Here is a 17,988-nt window from a genome sequence, read left to right on the forward strand (position 1 = left end):
TGTCATGCTCCCTTGTCGCCGAGCGTCCGCATGATCCGGCGTAGGATCCGCGACGGGCGGAGCCGTCCGAGGCGTCGCCGCCAGGGAGAGATCCGCGCGAACACGGAACGGAATCGGGTTTCCAGCTCCGGTCGGTTCATGCGCGCATACATGTACGCGAAATCCTCGAGTCGTCCTTCTCCGAAGTCGCCGGCCGCGCGCATGCGCTCGATCTGCTGCATCGTGGTGTCCGTCATCGTGCTGGACATCTGATCCAGATTGTACTCAAGCGCGGTGTAACTCCGCGCCAGGTACTCGGGTGTGGCGATCGTCCGTGTGTGATACCCGAGCTCCCCCGCGGCATAGGACGGCATCCTCTCGAGGACGTGGGCCAGCCCGCCGTCCTTGTACGCCTCGGAGCCACCGAAGTCCTCGTAGCTCCACTCCTTCTCCAGCAGGAGACGAAGCGCCTCGGGGCGGGCGAAGTACATCGATCCGAAAGGAGCGAGTGGCGACAACTGATCGATAGGCACTCGGATTCCGATTTCGGCGGCGATCTCCACGAATCGGGGCCGATTATCCCACCAGGCGTGACCCATGGTGCCGTATCCGATGTGCACCATGGGCGGATACGCGAGGCCGAGACCCGGTTCACGTTGGAACAGCGCCACGACGTTCGCGACGTAACCGGCGCTGGGGAGAAGATTGTCGAACTGCTGCCTCGCGAAAAGCCGCCCAGGATTGAACGCATCCTGTGGCGTCTTCTTGGAGTGGATCTTCACGACGAGGTCGTACCCTCCGTGGAGGAGCTCCTCACGACATGCGATGAGCATCGCGCTTTGATCCCGGCCGTCGTTCGACTCGACGACTCTGACATCGACGCTTCCCCGCGCCGCCCGGGCCGTCAGGATCTCTCGGATCTGGGCGGCCCGCCCTTCATCCGCCGTCGTGATGATGAGATCGTACCCTTCGGGAAGCCTGTCGAAGCCGTCGAGCAGCTTGGCCGTGAGTTCGGGGTAGTAGATATGGGCCAGCGCGAGCGTGCGCAGCGGCGCATCGGGGCGGTACTCGTGATCGTACTCCGAGATCACGTCGAGGAGCGCCGCATCCGCGTTCAGAGTACGGGGTTCGACGTTGCGCGCGAGATCCTGCATCAGAATCGGCATCGGGTAGCCGTACCGAGCCGCCGCCTCGAGCGTCCAGGTTCCGACCACGGCCAAGCGGTCGAGATACGGGGGCCACTGGAAGAACGGTCGGCGCTTGAGCGTGGGGCATCCCGCGTCGAGCAGTTGCTCCGCGTACAGCACCGCGTGGTTCTCGACCTTGTCGGTGATCGTGGGGAAGGCGACCTCACCGACGAATCCGTAGGACGTGAATCGCTCGGTGAACACCGCCTCGTGCTTGACGACCGCGTCTTCGTACGCCGTCATCTCCGGCAGGTTCGCCCAGTAGTCGATCCACTCCGTGCTGGCCACGAGCTCCTTGCGCGCCACGAGCCAGTAGGACTGCAGGTGATAGGCCAGATAGTCACGCAGCGTGAAGGGGTTCGGCTCCACGCGGACGTGATCGGTCATTCCCCAGAAATGAAGCTCCTGGCGGTCCATGCGTTCGAACACCGGATCGAACGGACGCACGGGACCGAACCAGGTGTCGTTCGCGAGGATGACCTCGTCGAACTCCTCGATCGAGTCGGCTTCGTGATCGAGACCGTGCTTGTAGCCCCAGATGTCGAATCCACGGTTCTCCCGCTCGATGACCTCGTCAGCCACCTCTTCAAGAACGCGGCGCCCTTCCGCGGCGAGTGGACCGTTCGAGATCACGAGGATACGGTCGCAGAAGCGGCGCAGATCTCGCAGCGCGTACGGCACGTAGTCCTCCACCTCCCCGCGCCGGTCGTAGACGACGTAGATCAGCAGGCGGGTGCCGCCGGAGGGGAAGCTCGCCGCCGCGCGCGTCGGGAAGGTCGTGAGTTCGGCGGTTCTCATCAGAAGCCTCCCCTGCGGTTATTGATACGTCGCTGAGTCTCCCGAAGTCCACGGCGGCCGAGCTTCGCGATGCCGATCGCCGTGTATGCGAGGCGATAGAACGGTGCCGCGAGCGCCGCCAGCATCGGTCGGTTGAGCGTGAGGTACATGCGGGACAGCCCGAATATTCCGCGGCCGCTCATTCGTCCGGCTCTCTGGATCAAGGGGATGACATCCGCAGGGTAGCCCGTAGTCGTGGAGAACAACTGGTCCACCTTGTAGTCGATGGCCGTGTGGCTGATCGCTGCGTGCGCGGGCGTCAGCACAGTCTGGGTGTAGAAGCCGGATCCCCCGGCGACATGGGCGATGATCCGCTCCTGCGCGCGGGCCAACCCCTTCACCGGGCCGGCAGATGTGTAGTCGCGATAGCCGAGCCGCAGCTCCGCAAGCGCCGCGACGGCCTGTGGACGGCACATCCACATTCCCCCATAAGGCGAAAGGGGCGACACGTTCTCGAGCGGCACGTGGATGCCGAGTTTACGGAGCAGCCGCACAGCCGACGTGCGGTACTGACCACCTCCCCATCCCGATCCGAGAATGGAATAGCCGATGTGCATGGTGGGAGGGAAGACGACGCCGAGCTGGGGCTTGCGGGCGAACAGGCCGAGCACGTTCTGGACATACTCGCGCGACGCGAGGAGGTTCTCTGTCTGATACCGCGTGAAGTACCGCACGACGTTCAACGTCTTCTCGACATGCTTACGGGCGTGCACTTTGACGATGACGTCGTAATCGCGGTCGAGAAGGAGGTCGTGACAGCCCACGAAGAAGTCGGCCATGTCGCGTCCCTTTCGGGACGGCGTGACCCGCACATCGAGGCGTGCGTACCCGAGGGTGCGCGACTCCACGAACCTCTCGATCCGCGCCGCCTTACGTCCGTCGGTCGTCGTCACGATCAGGTCGAAGCCTGCGGGGAGGTTTCCCAGCTTCCCGCACAGATGCTCGAACTCAGGGAGGTCTCGGGCGTAGACGACCGCGGCGATCCGAAGGCCGCTCGTATCCGACCCGGGCACCACGCTCTTCTGCGGGAGGATCTCCAGGAGCCCGGCATTGGCGTTCAGCGTCCGCGGCGCCACCACCCTGGCAAGCGCCCCCAGCGCAGCGTCCTTGTTCAGCCCGCGCGCGACAGCAGCGTCGAGGATGTCCTTCCCAATGATTCCGTGTCGATCCAGGTACGTGGGGTACCAGGCCAGGAAGCCGCGGTCCACGAAGGGGTACCCGTCCTCGATCAGCAGGTCGGCGACGTGGACCGGCGCGTTCGCAGTCGGATAGCGGTCAGCGGTGAACGCGTACTCGATGCGGAGGCCGGCGTCGATGAGCCTGGGCGCGATCAGTCGCTCGTGCTCGGCGGGTAGCGGCATCCGCTCCTGCCCCGCCCAGAACCTCTGCCAGGCCGCACTGTCGAGAAGCGTGCGGCGGGCGACGAACCAGGTCCACGGCATCGCGACGAGCGGGTGTCCCTGGTCATCGAATGATGCGTCGAGCGCGCCGGCGATCTCGGCCGCCTGCCACCCGTCTCCCGGCACGGCGTCCATGCGGGCCAAGAGTTCGTCGAAGGAGTCGAGCGGTCCGAGCCATCCGTCGCCCGTAAGAACGACCTCGTCGATCTCGTCGCGGACCGGTGCGAGCAGGTCGAGCGCCTCTCGATAGTGAGAAGGCGTGAACCTCGCCGACGCCACATGCACGATCTGCGGATTGAATTCCGCCAGTCCCAGGTCGACGTCCTGGACAGCGGACGGCACCGTGACGATGAGGCGTGTGGCATGGGGCGCCAACGCGCGGAGAGCGCTGACGGCGGTCGGCAGCACACTCGGAGAATCACCGGCGAGAGCGTAGACGACGGCTCTTCGGGGCGCCGGGAGCACGCCGTTCGCCGCCACTCAGCGCCCTCCCTGCTGCAGGGCCTTGAGCAGGTACTCGCCGTAGCCGCTCTTTCGCAAGGGCTCCGCGCGCTGGCGGAGCTCGTCGTCGGTGAGGAATCCCATACGCCACGCGACTTCCTCGGGGCACCCGATCGAGAGTCCCTGGCGCTTCTCGACGGTGCGGATGAAATCCGTCGCCTCGGCGAGAGAGTCGAACGTGCCCGTATCCAGCCACGCGGTGCCCCGAGTGAGCACCTGCACCTTGAGCTTGCCGCGATCCAGGTACTCGCGATTCACGTCGGTGATCTCGAGTTCCCCGCGGGGCGAAGGCTCCAGTGCCTTGGCGATCTCGATCACGTCGTTGTCGTAGAAGTACAGACCGGGAACGGCGTAGTTGCTCTTCGGTGCCACAGGCTTCTCCTCCAGCGAGACGACGTTGCCGGCACGGTCGAACTCCACCACGCCGTACGCGGTCGCGTCGTCGACCCAGTATCCGAACACCACTCCGCCGTCGAGCTCGGTGTACTGGCGGAGCTGCGTGCCCATGCCCTGGCCGTAGAAGATGTTGTCACCGAGGACGAGCGCGACGGGCTCGTTGCCGATGTGCTCCTCGCCGAGGATGAAGGCCTGCGCGAGGCCGTCGGGGGACGGCTGCGTCTTATAGGTGATCGAGACACCGAACTTCGACCCGTCGCCGAGAAGACGCTGGAACGACTCCGCATCGTGCGGAGTCGTGATCATCAGGATGTCGCGGATGCCTGCCAGGATCAGCGTCGACAGCGGGTAGTAGATCATCGGCTTGTCGTAGACCGGGACCAGCTGCTTGGAGACGCCGAGGGTGATCGGGTGCAGCCGGGAGCCAGTGCCGCCGGCGAGAATGATGCCACGCATGGTCTCTAGTCTCCCTGATCGCGCGCACCTGAACAAACGCCACGAATCTGCCGCATGGCGTTCGCTACGCTGGTCGTCATGCAGAGACTGCTCGTCACCGGCGGCGCCGGCTTCATCGGATCCAACTTCGTGCACCACGTCATCGCGAATACGGATGCCCACGTCACGGTGCTCGACAAGTTGACCTACGCCGGCAACAGGTCGTCTCTCGACGGGCTGCCCACCGACCGCCTCCGCTTCGTGGAGGGCGACATCGCCGACGCTGAGCTCGTCGACGGACTGTTCGCCGACGTCGACGCGGTGGTCCACTACGCAGCGGAGTCGCACAACGACAACTCCCTGCACGACCCTCGCCCCTTCCTCGACACGAACATCATCGGTACGTACACTCTGCTGGAGGCGGCTCGTCGCCACGACCGCCGGTTCCACCACATCTCGACCGACGAGGTCTACGGGGATCTGGAACTCGATGACCCCGAACGCTTCACCGAGTCGACGCCGTATAACCCGTCCTCCCCCTACTCCTCCACCAAGGCGGGCAGCGACCTCCTCGTGCGCGCGTGGGTGCGATCGTTCGGTGTTCGCGCGACGATCTCCAACTGCTCGAACAACTACGGCCCGTATCAGCACGTCGAGAAGTTCATCCCGCGTCAGATCACGAACGTCATCCGCGGTATCCGTCCGAAGCTCTACGGCGCAGGACAGAACGTCCGCGACTGGATCCACGCCGATGATCACTCCTCAGCCGTGCTCACCATCCTGGACAAGGGCGAGATCGGAGAGACGTACCTGATCGGCGCCGACGGTGAGAAGAGCAATAAGGCCGTGGTCGAGCTGATCCTCACCGAGATGGGCCAGTCCGCCGATGCGTACGATCATGTCACCGACCGCGCCGGTCACGACCTGCGCTACGCGATCGACTCGACCAAGCTGCGCACCGAGCTCGGCTGGACTCCCGCCTTCGGCGATTTCGAGTCGGGGCTCGCCTCGACGATCGCCTGGTACCGCGACAATGAGTCCTGGTGGGCGCCCGCCAAGGACGCGACCGAGGCGTTTTACGCTTCCAAGGGTCAGTCATGACAGAGTTCGGCAAGTCTTTGACGGTCGCCGAGACGACCATCCCGGGGCTCCTGATCGCCGATCTTCCGGTTCACGGCGACTCACGAGGCTGGTTCAAGGAGAACTGGCAGCGCGAGAAGATGGTCGCGGCCGGTCTTCCTGATTTCGGACCCGTCCAGAACAACATCTCGTTCAACGACGAGGTCGGCACCACGCGAGGAATCCACGCCGAGCCGTGGGACAAGTGGGTTTCCGTCGCGACCGGCAGGATCTTCGGGGCCTGGGTCGACCTGCGGGAGGGACCGTCGTTCGGAGCGGTGTTCACGACGGAGATCGATCCATCGAAGGCGATCTTCGTGCCCCGAGGCGTCGGCAACGCCTACCAGACGCTCGAGCCCGACACCGCCTACGTGTATCTCGTAAACGACCACTGGTCTGCTGATGCCGAGTACTCATTCCTCAATCTGGCTGATGAGACGGCGGCGATCGCCTGGCCGATCCCCCTGAGCGACGTGGAGATCTCCGCCAAGGATCTCGCTCATCCGCGCATCGACCAGGTCACGCCGATACCTCCTCGCAAGACGCTCGTGATCGGAGCGAACGGCCAGTTGGGCCTCGCCCTGCGCGACGTGTTCGGGGACTCGAACGAGTTCGAGTACGCGGGACGTTCCGACCTCGACCTCGCCGACCCGTCGCTCTCTAGGGCGCGTCGTTGGCGTGATTATTCGACGATCATCAACGCAGCCGCCTATACCGCGGTCGACCTCGCCGAAACAGCCGAGGGCCGGGGAGACGCCTGGTCCGCGAACGCGACCGGCGTCGCAGCGCTCGCGAGGGTCGCGTCCGAGAACGACATCACCCTCGTGCACGTGTCCAGCGATTACGTGTTCGACGGCACCAAGGACAGCGCGTACACAGAGCAGGACCGGCTCTGCCCGCTGGGCGTGTACGGCCAGACCAAAGCAGCCGGCGACCTCGCCGTCTCCACCGTCCCGCGGCACTACATCGTGCGGACGTCATGGGTGATCGGCGAGGGCAAGAACTTCGTCAGGACCATGGCATCGCTCGCCGAACGCGGGGTCGACCCGAGCGTGGTGAACGATCAGGTGGGTCGCTTGACCTTCACGGCAGACATCGTCGCCGGAGTGACGCATCTGCTCCGAACTCGGGCGCCCTACGGCACCTACAACCTTTCTGGTTCCGGCGCCCCGATGACATGGGCCGACATCGCTCGGGAGGTCTTCATCGCCGCCGGCCATGATCCCGCGAGGGTGACAGGCGTGAGTACCGCTGATTACTTCGAGTCTGCGACTGGCACCGTGTCTCCACGTCCGCGGAACAGCGTCCTAGACCTCACGAAGATCGAGAGGACGGGCTTCTTCACGCCGCCCGTCCAGGAGTCGCTCACCTCGTATCTCGATTGACGACACCTCGAACTCTTCTCCGGCCCACGGGCGATCCTTCAGTACGCTGTCAGTCACGTAGGCGGGTGCTTGTTTGCCGTGCACCGTCGGATACTCACTCGGAAGACTAGGTCACCATTCTCCACTCGTATGGGTCAGTGTCACGGCACCCGAACCGTCGAGCAGACGATGAGCGGATTGCCTCCCGCACCGGTGTTGATCGCGTAGACGCACACCTGGTTGACCCCTGATGGCATCGCGACGAACTGATGGAAACCGTGGCGGGACCCGACCGAAGGATACGCGGCGCCGATGTCGATCCGGTCCAGATCGGCGAGGAAGCTCGATCCGACTCCGTTGACATAGACGTGTACCTGGATGGGATCAGTCGTGTCGGGGTCGAACGCCCAACCAGTCAGGGTCGTACCCCCCGCAGACGGAGTGAAGGTTTCGACGAATCCGATCGGAGCGCGCCCGCGATCGACGGGTGCAGTGACGCTCACCTTCACCGTCGAGCAGAGGACTAGCGGATTCCCGCCGGCGCCGGTGTTTATCGCATAGACGCACACCTGGTTGTTGCCCGCGGGCATCGAGATGAACTCACTGAAGCCGTGCTTCGACCCCATAGCGGGGTACGCCTTTCCGACGTCCGGTCGCTCCCTGTCAGCGACGAGACTCTTGCCGACGCCGTTGACGTACACGTGGACCTGGATCGGGTCGCTCGTGTCCGGATCGAACGCCCAGCCGGTGATGGTCGCGCCGCCGTTCGCCGCCACCATGCTCTCGACGAAGGCCACGGGGACACGCCCTTGGTCCACAGTCGATGTGACCTTGACCGAGGAGCACGACAGCAATGGGTTGCCACCCGTCCCGTTGTTAATCGCGTACACGCACACCTGATGCGTGCCGAGAGACATCGGAATGAACTCCTTGAAGCCGCTCCGTTGCCCCGTCCCGGGGTAAGCGGTCGCGACATCGGCGCGCTCCTTGTCGGCGAGGTAGCCTTTGCCGACGCCGTCGACGTAGATGTGAACAGAAATCGGGTCGGTCGTGTCGGGATCGAAGGCCCAGCCTGCGACTGTCGCGCCGCCCGCACCGGGAACGAGGCTCTCGACGAAGCCGACGGGGAGGCGCCCCTGATCAGGAGGCGAAGTCACCTTCACACTCGAACACACCACGAGGGTGTCACCGCCCTTGCCGTTATTGACGGCATAGACGCACACTTCGTGGGTTCCCACCGTTGCCGGAAGCCATTCGGCGAACCCGTGTCGAGATCCCATCGCGGGGTAGGCCGCTCCGAAATCCGGGCGGTCCTTATCAGCGCGGTAATTCTTCGCGACTCCGTCCAGGGTGACGCGGATCGCGATGGAGTCCGTCGTATCGGGGTCGTACGCCCATCCTGCGATGCTGATCCCCCCGGGGCCGGGAGCCATGCTCTCGACATGTCCTAGTGGAACTCGTCCAGAATCCGTCGAGGACGGAACGGTTACGGTCGCGCACCCGAGTAGCGCGTTGGCCCCTCTCCCGACGTTGATCCCATAGGCGCACACGGTGTGGGTCCCCGGGGGCGCACTGACCTTCGCGCCGAATCCATGCGCAGCCCCGTGCTGCGGGTAGTGCGCGGCGACATCCTCACGCGTTCTGCTCGCCACGAATGCGGTCGCTGTGGACCCGACGTATACGTGCACGCCGATGGAACTGGCCGTGTCCGGATCCAGAGCCCAGCCCTTCACATCGACTCCGCCGTCCACGCCGACCGTGGTCTCGAGAACACCGACCGGCGAGCCCGTCATACCGATGACTTCCTCGCACCGCAGGGTCGAGTTACCGCCGGCCCCCACGTTTATCCCGTAGGCGCAGATGCGGACTGCTCCCGAACTCGTGGCGGGGATGCGGACGTCGAAGCCGTGAGCGTTGCCCTTTCCCGGGTACGCGGCGCCGACATCCGGTCGGTTGCCATCGGCCGCATAGGCGTAGCCCGCGTTGCCGACATAGATGTGGACCCCGATGCTCTCACTCGAGTTCGGGTCGAGTGCCCATCCTCGGACGCGGAACTCTCCGGGGAGGGACTCGATCGACTCTACGACGCCGATCGGGTCGTCCTTCGGCCCTTGAGTCGGACCGAACCAATCGGTGAAGTAGTTGTAGAAGTTGCGGTTGCCGTAGGCCGAGCATCCATCGCCTTCTCCGTACCCGGCCCGCATCGCCGCGGCGTTGGGCTGGTAGGGCGTGTAGTAGTAGAGCGCCGACGTCGCCTTGTTCGCGACGTAGACGGGCGAGCTGCCGCAGGCGCGGTTCGGGTTGTAGAGGATGTTCCAGGTGTTCCCGGGCGCGTAGTACGTGAAGTATCGCCCTTCCATGTAGATCTGCATCTGCCGAGCGGCTCCGTAGATCTGGTGGAAGAAGCCGACGTAGGTCGGGTCGCAGGGAACCCCTCCATCGGGGCAACCCTGCCCGAGCGCCGCGTTGTAGCGGTTCATGCTCGGCCAGGTGTGTGTGACGAGGCCCTGCTCCTTCTGCAGCATGACGATCAGCACCTGCGGATTGATCCCGCATGACTGCGCGACGCGATAGATGATCCTCGCGGCGGACTCGTTGGGAGCGCCGGTGTATCCCTGGCAGTAACGATCAGCGGGACGGTTCACCGACGTGATCGTGAAGTCCTTCAGGCAGATGATCGGACCCCACTGATCGGACCCACCTTGACACCGAGAGACCTTGCCGTTGAAGAAAGACTGGATCTGCGCTTCGGACATCGTGTTGCGGTTGGTGAAAACGGCGTCGCTGATGATGTTGCCCGGGTCGAATCCGGCGAGTGACATCTTCGCTTGCATGGTCTGGACGCCCTTGCCTGCTGACGAGGCGGTCGCCTGCGCGGAGGCAACAGGAACCATGACACCGACCACGAGCGCCGTCACTGCGACGAACGTGGCGAGGATTCGGGGCATCCTCATGGTGTTTCGAGAGCGTGGGGCACGTCGAGACATGTGACCAGTGTGACGGAAGTTGCGGGATGATGCCACTGTTACGGCATATTGGCTATCGGTGTGTCGGCGTGTCGCGCAAGACACAGCCCGCGTTCAGGGGATCAGCGGTCCTGGTCCAGGGGTCAGAGGTCTGCATGCAGGGCCCAGATCCGCTCGGCGGCACCGTGCCAGGAGAATGCGCGAGACCGGTCAACGCCCAGCACGCTCAGCGTCCTGGCCCCTGCGCCCACCGCGTCCACGACGGCGTCCACGACCTCGTTCTCGGCCACGACCGCGCCGCCGTCGACGATCACGTCGCGGTGCGTCCCGCCGTCGACGGCGACGACCGGGACGCCGAGCGCCATGGACTCGAGCACGCGCCACGGCCAGGCATCCACCGCGCCGGTCGCCACGAGGGCGGACGCGCCCGCAAGGGTCGCCGCGCGATCGGCGGTCGGGAGACTCGTTCTGATGTGCGCACGCGTCTCGGGCAGTCCGGCCGCGGAAGCGATCTCCGCGAGTCGTGGCTCCGACCCCTCCGCCGCGTCGAGGACGACCGCATTCATCCCCGCCGCAGCAGCCGCGCGGAATCCTGTCTCGAGCGACGGGGAGGTGCCGGTGAGCACGACGTAGCCTTCGGGCAACGCGAGGGCCGCGCGGCGCTCGGCGGCGTCGAACGGCACGACGAACCCGGAGGGCACCGCTCCGGGGATCACGCGGATGCGATCGCGCAGCTTGACGAGGTCCGACAGCCGACCGGCTATCGAGTGCGTCGGCACCACCACGGCATCCGCGTGCTTGACCGCCCGCTTCAGCATCGCCCGCTGCCAGGCCACAACGGACTTCGGGAGCGCATCGGGCTCGTCCCACGCGCGCAGGTCCCAGACCGTCGCGGTCGTCTGGTCGTTGTCGTGCACGCGGTCGTGGCGCACGAGGGGCGCCATGAGCGACGCGGAGTGGACGAGCCCTCCCCCGACTCCGGGTACGAGACCGAGCTGCCATGCGGTGGCGAGCTCGCGACGAGCGAGAGAGAGCCGGTGAGTATCGGCGATCCCCGGGATGTCGGCCTCGCCTCCCGCAGGGACGATCGCCTCGACATCGCATCCGGACGGAGCCGTCTGCACCAGAGCCGCCGCGAGCTCGACACCCGCCCAGGCCACGTCCGGATCCACGACATGCTCCAGCTGATCCAGAACAACACGCAGCCGAGCACCCATGGACCAAGAATAATGTCCGCGTCTCGAAGAACCTGGGAGCGCGCCCCCGAGTCACGCCGCCGATATGTCGCTTCATGCTTGAATGCAGGAGTGAGCGACGGACGGATGCCGGTACAGCATCGATGGGTGCGATGGGTCGTCGGCGTTGTCCTGACGCTGCTCGTGCTCGCGATCGGCTGGGTCACGGTCCGCGGCATCGGCGCGGTGAACGACCTGCAGCGGGTGTCAGCCTCGGCGTCGCAGCTCAAGGCGGCGATCGGCGAGGGGGATCTCGACCGCGCGGCCGCGCTCTCCGGCCGGATCGCGCACCACGCGGAGTCCGCGCACGATCTGACCTCCGATCCGGTATGGCACGCCTTCGCGATCGTGCCCTGGCTCGGGCCGAACTTCTCCGCCGTGAGCGACGTCGCGTCGATCGCCGACCAGGTGGCGTCGGACGCGCTCGTGCCGGTCCTCGACGCCGCAGACGAGCTGGATCTCGCGAGCCTCGGCCTGTCCGGAGGAGTCATCGACCTCGCGCCGTTCGCCGCGATCGAGGCTCCGCTCGCCGATGCGAGTGCCACGCTGGCCTCGGCCGAGGACCGCGCGCTGCGCATCGACGCGGACGCGACCCTGCCTCCGCTCGCCGATGCGGTGCGCGAGATGCGCTCCGTCGTCACCCAGGCATCGACGGTGGTCGGCGCTCTGCACGGGGCATCCGCTCTCCTCCCCAGCATGCTCGGCGCCGAGGGCCCGCGGAACTATGTCGTGGCCATGCAGAACAACGCGGAGCTCCGCTCGTCGGGCGGCATCATCGGAGCCATCGCCCTGCTGCACGCGGAGGGCGGACGGATCTCCCTCGTCCAGCAGGCGTCCACGACGGACTTCCCCCCGCTGGAGCAGGCCCTCCCTCTGAGCGAGTCGACCGTCGCGCTGTTCGAGGACCGCCCGGGCCGCTTTCTGCAGAACATCACGAACATCCCGGACTTCACGGAGGCCGCCCCGGTGATCGCGCAGCGCTGGCAGCAGCGCTTCGGCACGCCGGTCGACGGAGTGATCGCGGTCGACGCCGTCATGACGAAGAACCTCCTCGCGGCGACCGGCCCCCTGGCATTCGGGCCGTTCACCGCCACGGAGGACAACGTCGTCAGCCTGTTGCTCTCGGACATCTACACGACGATCCCCGATCCAGCCGTGCAGGACCAGGTCTTCGCGCAGGCCGCGAGCGCCCTGTTCGGAGCCGCGCTCACGACCGCGGCTCCGAAGGATCTCGTAGCCGCCCTCGCGACATCCGCCGACGAGGACCGCATCCGCATCTGGAGCGCGCACGAGGACGAGGAGCGCCTCCTCGCAGCCAGCGAGCTCGGCGGCGCGATCCCCGAGGACGATGCCACGAGCCACGTGGGAGTGCTGTTCAACGACACCACGGGCGCCAAGATGGACTACTACACGGACGCGACCATCACGACGGCGATCGGCCGCTGCGACGGGGCACCCACGACACAGGTGCGCGTCACCTGGACGAACAACGCTCCGGCGGACGCAGCGACCGCCCTGCCGGCGTATGTGACGGGCGGAGGCACCTACGGGGTGGATCCGGGCACGGTGCGCACACTCATCACGGTGTACGGCCCCGAGGGGGCGACGCCCTCGTTCGTGGACCGCGAGGGAGGCCAGGGCGACGAGGGCGCACAGACGACACTCCTCGGCAGCCGTACAGCGGTGCAGCAGGAGGTCCTGCTGGCACCGGGCGAGTCCGCCACGATCACGGTCGAGTACCAGGGAGACGGCACGGGAAACCGCCTCACGACGGTCGACCACACCCCGATGATCCGCACCCCCGACATCTCCCCTGAGGAATTGCGCTGCGGTTCGTGACTTTCGTCCAACCATGATGTAGTCTCGTGTCCACTGGGGAATATCTGGGTTCTGCAATCCTGTCGTGGGGACAGGATGAGCCCACGCCAACGGATGCAGGGGTGTATCCGAGGGCGATTCCGCGTGAATTTCTGGGGAGAATCATGCTGAAGAAACTGGCTGCCATCAGCCTGACCGCTGGCGCACTCGTGCTCATGGCACCCGCTGTCGCCTCTGCTGCGCCGGCTGCGTCCGACTCGTACGCCGACAAGCCTCGCGTATCCGTGGGCGACCCGGTCATCGACATCTGCGAGGTGTCCACCGTCGTGTTCGGCGCGGGCTACTTCCAGCCGTCCGAGAACGTGGGCGTCTCGGTGTCCGGCTTCAACGCCGGCGCCTCTGCGGTGTCCGGCAACACGGCCGCTGCCGATGGCAGCCTCGTGCTGACGTTCCGCCCGCCGTCCGACGGCGAGGGATCGTACTCGCTCGCGTTCGCCGGCTCGCGTTCGTACACGGCGCTCATCACGGTGTCGCACGGACATGACTCGGCCGTGAGCTGCGACCACGACCCGGGTGTCGTCGGCGCCGGCACCGAGATGCCGCTCACGGGCGACGGTCTCGAGCTCGCGCTCACCGGTGGCAGTGTGTCGCCGTGGATCGTCGGCGGAGGAGCCGCTGCGCTCGTCGCCGGCGGTGCCCTCGTCGCGACCGGCGTCGTCCGCCGCAAGCGCGCCTAGATCAGATCCCCGCACTGCGCGGGGATCGACCGGGCGACGGTGATCCCTCCCCCTCCGATCACCGTCGTCTGGCGAATCCGGTGACCAACCGGAGAGCCCACGACCGCCTCCTTCACTCTCGATCGGCGGCCGTGGGCTCATTCGCGCACCCAGAGGACACGCCGCGCAGGCGGGGATGTCGCGGAGACTCCCGTACTCGCAGCGCACCTTCTGATCAGGGCGTCGGCGTGGGCGTCTCGGTCGGCGGGTGCAGAGTCTGCTGGATCATCGAGTGGATGTAGCCGTAGTCCGGCGAGTGCTCGTCGATGCCGTTCTCCGGCGTGAGCTCGATCGTCGTGACGGTCTGCTCCTTCGCCTTCGTCATGAGGTCGAAGAACTCCGGCAGCTTGTCCTGCGGCAGGTCGGTGCTGATGAGCGCCGTCCCCGCCGCTGCCACCTCGTTGAAGCGCGTGAGCACCGTCTGCGGAGTGAACTGCGCGAGGATCGCCTCCTGCAGCTCACGCTGGCGCTTCATCCGGTCCCAATCGCTCGTCGTGTACCTCGATCGCGCGTACCACTGCGCGGTGTCGCCGTTCATGTGCTGCTGCCCTGGTTCGATCCAGCCGATCGCCCAGGCGTCAACGTCGTGCGGGTTCACCCCATCGGGCGGGCCGCCCATCGGGAGCCGCTCGGTGACGTTGATGTCCACGCCGCCGAGCGCATCGACGAGGTCGGCGAACCCGTGCATATCGACGAAGACGTAGTACGGGATCTCGATCCCGAGCACTCCCTCGGCTGCATCCTTGGTCGCCTCGATGCCCGGATCGGAGCCGTGTGCGACAGCGTCCGGGTACAGCCCCTCGCCCTTGTCCTCCCGGCAGACCTCGGCCGCATTGCGGACGTGGTTCATCCAGCCGTTCCAGCCGCAGCTGCTGGAGCTGTGGCCCTCGAACCCGTTCGGGTAGAGCGCCTGCATGGGGCTGCCCTCGCTGAACGGCGCGTTCGGCAGCTCACGAGGGATGCCGGTGATCGTGACGGCCCCCGTGGACGCGTTCACCGAGACGACCGAGATGCTGTCGTAGCGCATGGAGTCACGCCCGTCGCCGCTGTCGGCTCCGAGCAGCAGGATGTTGTAGTAGCCGTCGCTGGGCGGGAGGCTCGGTCCGCTCTGCCCGAAGATGGAGCTGATGGTCGAGCGCACGGAGCCGACGATGGTCGCCGCGTATCCTGCTCCTCCCCCCAGCAGCCCGAGGATGAGAAGGGCGACGAGCGGGATCGCGAACTTCGACGGACCGGGGATGCGCACGAGACGCACCAGTCGCAGCACATCGAACGTCAGCACGACCCACAGCACGACGTAGCCGACCAGCAGCACCTGCACGATCGTGAGGATCGCCGCCGACAGGAACCCTCCGCCGACCGTGAGCCACAGCATCACCGGACGCGCGAACAGCGCAAGACCCGCCGCCACGATCACCAGGAACCAGGCGAGCAGCGTCGCCCCCAGACCGAAGCGTCCGAGACGGCGGTTGCCGGCGAGCACCTGAGCCGAACCGGGCACGAGAACGTTCAGGAGCACGAGCCACCACCCGCGCTTGGTCATCATCCCGGCGTCCGTGCTGTCGGGATGGCGCAGCGGCCGCGTCTCGATCAGCGGTCGTGCGGAACCGCGCGGCGGTGCCAGGGTCACAGCGACCCCTTCAGCCGTTCGTTCTTCTCCTGCACCTGGGACTCGAGGTCGCGGGCGTACGTCTCGACCCGGTCGGCGAGGTCGCCGTCGGCGGCGCCGAGGATGCGGGCCGCCAGCAGCCCCGCGTTGCGCGCCCCGCCGATGGACACGGTCGCGACCGGGATGCCGGCGGGCATCTGCACGATGGACAGCAGCGAGTCCATGCCGTCGAGGTACGCGAGCGGCACGGGGACGCCAACGACGGGCAGGGCGGTCATTGACGCGACCATGCCGGGGAGGTGCGCCGCTCCCCCGGCGCCCGCGATGATCACACGGATGCCGCGACCACGGGCCTCGCGCGCGTACGACATGAGCTTGTCGGGAGTGCGGTGGGCCGAGACGACCTCCACCTCGTGCGGGATGCCGAAGTCCGAGAGCGCCTGCGAGGCGTCGCTCATGACGCGCCAGTCCGAGTCGGAGCCCATGATGACGCCGACGAGTGGAGCAGCGGAGGAGTGGAGAGGCTCAGTCACCCACTCAGGGTATGGTCTGCCGCTGGGAGAACCCCCGAACGGCGCGCGAGATCGATCGAGCGCGCTCAGTCGAAATGCGAGGCCGCAGCCCGCGCGACGTACACGGCGTCGTCGAGGTCGTCTCCCGAGACGTTGACGTGCCCGACCTTGCGTCCGGGGCGCGGATCCTTGCCGTACGTGTGGATCTTCGCCGAGGGGTGCTCGGTCATCGCCCCCGCGAAGCGCTCGCCGAGTGTCGCGTCCTGCGGTCCGCCGAGGATGTTGACCATGACCGACCACGGCGCGCGCGGCGACGGGTCGCCGAGCGGCAGGTCGGCGACCGCACGCAGATGCTGCTCGAACTGCCCCGTCACGGCACCGTCCTGGCTCCAGTGCCCGCTGTTGTGCGGGCGCATCGCGAGCTCGTTCACGAGGATGCGCTCGTCGTCGGTCTCGAAGAGCTCGACCGCGAGCATCCCGGTGACCCCGAGTCCTTCGGCGATCGTGCGACCGATGCCCTCGGCCACCTGCACCAGACGGTCGGCGGCCGCCGGCGCCGGAGCGATGACCTCGGCGCACACGCCGTCGCGCTGAACGGTCTCGACCACCGGATAGGCGACCATCTCGCCGCCGGGACGTCGAGCGACCTGCTGCGCGAGCTCGCGCACGAAGCCGACCAGCTCCTCGACGAGCAAGGCCTCTCCGGCGGCGAGCGCGTCGAGCCAGTCCTGAGCCTCGGAGGCTGCGCGCACGACGCGCACGCCCTTGCCGTCATAGCCGCCGCGCGGCGTCTTCACGACGCCGGCGCCGTCGTGCGCGTCGAGGAATTCCTGCAGCTCCTGCGCATCGCGCACGGGCGCCCAGTCCGGCTGCGGGACGCCGAGCTCGGCGAGGCGAGCCCGCATCACGAGCTTGTCCTGGGCGAACTGCAACGCGTCGGGTCCGGGATGTACCGCGACACCGTCGGCGACGAGCGCACGGAGGACCTCCTGCGGCACGTGCTCGTGGTCGAAGGTGACGACGTCGACGTCGCGGACGAAGGCGCGGACCGCCTCGAGATCGCGGTAGTCGCCCACCGCGGTGGCTGCGAGCTGCGCCGACATCCCCTCGCCCTCGGCGAGGACGCGCAGCTCGAGTCCGAGCTCGACCGCCGGGGCGATCATCATCCTCGCCAGCTGACCTCCACCGATCACGCCCACGCGCAGCGCCATGTGCCGCCTCCATTCGTCAGGACCATTGTCCCGCATCGGCCGAGCACCCGGTGACAGCCCGCCCCGCGGCTGCCCGAGTCAGAACGTCGCGGCGCCGTCGTGTCCGGACTGCGCGTCGCGATGAGCCAGGATCTGGCTCACCTCGATCTGGTCGGCCAGCGTCTCGTGCACCAGGGTGACGTTCGGCACGTTCGCGAGACGCATCGGAGCGTCGACGCCGTTCGACAGGGTGATCGTCCCGGCTCCCCACAGGCGCTGCAGGGGCCCTCGGCGCACGCCGATGGTGTAACCGCGAGCATGGGACATCTCGCTGCGGCTCCGGGCTCCGATGCCGTGGTTCACGATCACGCGGCGGGTCGTGACGGTCACGGTGCGCGACCACCAGACGATCCACGGGACGACGACGAGCAGCACCACGAGGAGGCCGGCTGCGCTCAGCAGCATCCAGTTCTCGAAGGGCGCCGGGAGGTTGCCGAAGAAGTACGCTGTACCGCCGAGCACGCCGATCAGCACGAGCGCGGACCAGAACAGTCGCCGCGCATGCCCGCGGAACCGGGCGATGAGAAGTTCCTCGGCGGGCACACCGGGCGGCGGCATGGTCGGCCGTCCGCCGAGCGTCACGGGCTGGGTCACCCCTCCATTG

The 17,988-nt window shown here is 66.8% G+C and carries 13 protein-coding genes; 4 read left to right on the forward strand and 9 right to left on the reverse strand.

The window, feature by feature from the left end; genetic code table 11:
* Positions 1–2: 2 nt before the first annotated feature.
* From AKH00_RS03985 to rfbA, 3 genes are all read right to left on the reverse strand, one after another.
* Positions 3–1,964 carry a rhamnan synthesis F family protein gene (locus AKH00_RS03985; RefSeq protein WP_050721380.1) on the reverse strand — a complete coding sequence of 654 codons (1,962 nt, stop codon included), beginning with the start codon at positions 1,962–1,964 and terminating at the stop codon, positions 3–5.
* A complete protein-coding gene (locus AKH00_RS03990) occupies positions 1,964–3,811 on the reverse strand; it encodes a rhamnan synthesis F family protein (RefSeq protein WP_161804377.1) in 1,848 nt (615 codons plus the stop codon). Before AKH00_RS03990 ends, AKH00_RS03985 begins: the two co-directional genes overlap by 1 nt.
* Positions 3,812–3,883: 72 nt before the next feature.
* On the reverse strand, positions 3,884–4,756 hold the full coding sequence (gene rfbA, locus AKH00_RS03995; RefSeq protein WP_050721382.1) for a glucose-1-phosphate thymidylyltransferase RfbA: 873 nt from the start codon (positions 4,754–4,756) through the stop codon (positions 3,884–3,886).
* A 78-nt stretch (positions 4,757–4,834) separates the two neighbouring features.
* On the opposite strand from rfbA, the gene rfbB reads away from it, so the two are divergent.
* Together rfbB and AKH00_RS04005 are read left to right on the forward strand one after the other, a co-directional pair.
* Positions 4,835–5,836: a dTDP-glucose 4,6-dehydratase gene (rfbB, locus tag AKH00_RS04000; RefSeq protein ID WP_050722034.1), complete on the forward strand. Its 1,002-nt coding sequence runs from the start codon at positions 4,835–4,837 to the stop codon at positions 5,834–5,836.
* The gene (locus tag AKH00_RS04005; protein WP_050721383.1) at positions 5,833–7,239 is read left to right on the forward strand and encodes a sugar nucleotide-binding protein; all 1,407 of its coding nucleotides are present in this window, start codon (positions 5,833–5,835) and stop codon (positions 7,237–7,239) included. Before rfbB ends, AKH00_RS04005 begins: the two co-directional genes overlap by 4 nt.
* Before the next feature lie 140 nt (positions 7,240–7,379).
* On the opposite strand, the gene AKH00_RS04010 is transcribed toward AKH00_RS04005, so the two are convergent.
* Positions 7,380–10,166: a hypothetical protein gene (locus AKH00_RS04010; RefSeq protein ID WP_235556682.1), complete on the reverse strand. Its 2,787-nt coding sequence runs from the start codon at positions 10,164–10,166 to the stop codon at positions 7,380–7,382.
* Positions 10,167–10,327: 161 nt separating this feature from the next.
* Entirely contained in the window at positions 10,328–11,401 is a 1,074-nt protein-coding gene (locus AKH00_RS04015; RefSeq protein WP_050721385.1) for a glycosyltransferase, read from the reverse strand.
* 126 nt (positions 11,402–11,527) lie between these two features.
* Here AKH00_RS04015 and AKH00_RS04020 point away from each other — a divergent pair, with 126 nt between their 5' ends.
* Together AKH00_RS04020 and AKH00_RS04025 are read left to right on the forward strand one after the other, a co-directional pair.
* Entirely contained in the window at positions 11,528–13,258 is a 1,731-nt protein-coding gene (locus tag AKH00_RS04020; RefSeq protein ID WP_235556684.1) for a DUF4012 domain-containing protein, read from the forward strand.
* 143 nt (positions 13,259–13,401) lie between these two features.
* Complete coding sequence (locus tag AKH00_RS04025; protein ID WP_050721387.1) at positions 13,402–13,974, forward strand: hypothetical protein; 573 nt, start codon at positions 13,402–13,404, stop codon at positions 13,972–13,974.
* Positions 13,975–14,188: 214 nt separating this feature from the next.
* On the opposite strand, the gene AKH00_RS04030 is transcribed toward AKH00_RS04025, so the two are convergent.
* From AKH00_RS04030 to AKH00_RS04045, 4 genes are all read right to left on the reverse strand, one after another.
* Positions 14,189–15,643 (reverse strand): LCP family glycopolymer transferase, encoded by a 1,455-nt coding sequence (locus AKH00_RS04030; protein WP_050721388.1) that lies wholly within the window; start codon positions 15,641–15,643, stop codon positions 14,189–14,191.
* The gene (purE, locus tag AKH00_RS04035; RefSeq protein WP_050722035.1) at positions 15,640–16,107 is read right to left on the reverse strand and encodes a 5-(carboxyamino)imidazole ribonucleotide mutase; all 468 of its coding nucleotides are present in this window, start codon (positions 16,105–16,107) and stop codon (positions 15,640–15,642) included. Before purE ends, AKH00_RS04030 begins: the two co-directional genes overlap by 4 nt.
* A gap of 113 nt (positions 16,108–16,220) precedes the next feature.
* Positions 16,221–17,345, reverse strand: a complete 1,125-nt coding sequence (locus AKH00_RS04040) for a 5-(carboxyamino)imidazole ribonucleotide synthase (protein ID WP_050721389.1) — start codon at positions 17,343–17,345, stop codon at positions 16,221–16,223.
* Between the two features lie 78 nt (positions 17,346–17,423).
* Positions 17,424–17,942 carry a PH domain-containing protein gene (locus tag AKH00_RS04045; protein WP_082297469.1) on the reverse strand — a complete coding sequence of 173 codons (519 nt, stop codon included), beginning with the start codon at positions 17,940–17,942 and terminating at the stop codon, positions 17,424–17,426.
* Positions 17,943–17,988: the final 46 nt, after the last annotated feature.

Origin of the sequence: Microbacterium sp. GCS4 (assembly GCF_001262495.1) — a bacterium.
In the GTDB taxonomy this organism is placed as follows: domain Bacteria; phylum Actinomycetota; class Actinomycetes; order Actinomycetales; family Microbacteriaceae; genus Microbacterium.

What these genes read in the sequence shown, in the direction of transcription:
- AKH00_RS03985 (WP_050721380.1), bottom strand. Translation starts at nt 1,964, where the DNA reads ATGAGAACCGCCGAACTCACGACCTTCCCGACGCGCGCGGCGGCGAGC.
- rfbA (WP_050721382.1), bottom strand. Translation starts at nt 4,756, where the DNA reads ATGCGTGGCATCATTCTCGCCGGCGGCACTGGCTCCCGGCTGCACCCG.
- rfbB (WP_050722034.1), top strand. Translation starts at nt 4,835, where the DNA reads ATGCAGAGACTGCTCGTCACCGGCGGCGCCGGCTTCATCGGATCCAAC.
- AKH00_RS04005 (WP_050721383.1), top strand. Translation starts at nt 5,833, where the DNA reads ATGACAGAGTTCGGCAAGTCTTTGACGGTCGCCGAGACGACCATCCCG.
- AKH00_RS04010 (WP_235556682.1), bottom strand. Translation starts at nt 10,166, where the DNA reads ATGCCCCGAATCCTCGCCACGTTCGTCGCAGTGACGGCGCTCGTGGTC.
- AKH00_RS04015 (WP_050721385.1), bottom strand. Translation starts at nt 11,401, where the DNA reads ATGGGTGCTCGGCTGCGTGTTGTTCTGGATCAGCTGGAGCATGTCGTG.
- AKH00_RS04025 (WP_050721387.1), top strand. Translation starts at nt 13,402, where the DNA reads ATGCTGAAGAAACTGGCTGCCATCAGCCTGACCGCTGGCGCACTCGTG.
- purE (WP_050722035.1), bottom strand. Translation starts at nt 16,107, where the DNA reads ATGGGCTCCGACTCGGACTGGCGCGTCATGAGCGACGCCTCGCAGGCG.
- AKH00_RS04040 (WP_050721389.1), bottom strand. Translation starts at nt 17,345, where the DNA reads ATGGCGCTGCGCGTGGGCGTGATCGGTGGAGGTCAGCTGGCGAGGATG.
- AKH00_RS04045 (WP_082297469.1), bottom strand. Translation starts at nt 17,942, where the DNA reads ATGCCGCCGCCCGGTGTGCCCGCCGAGGAACTTCTCATCGCCCGGTTC.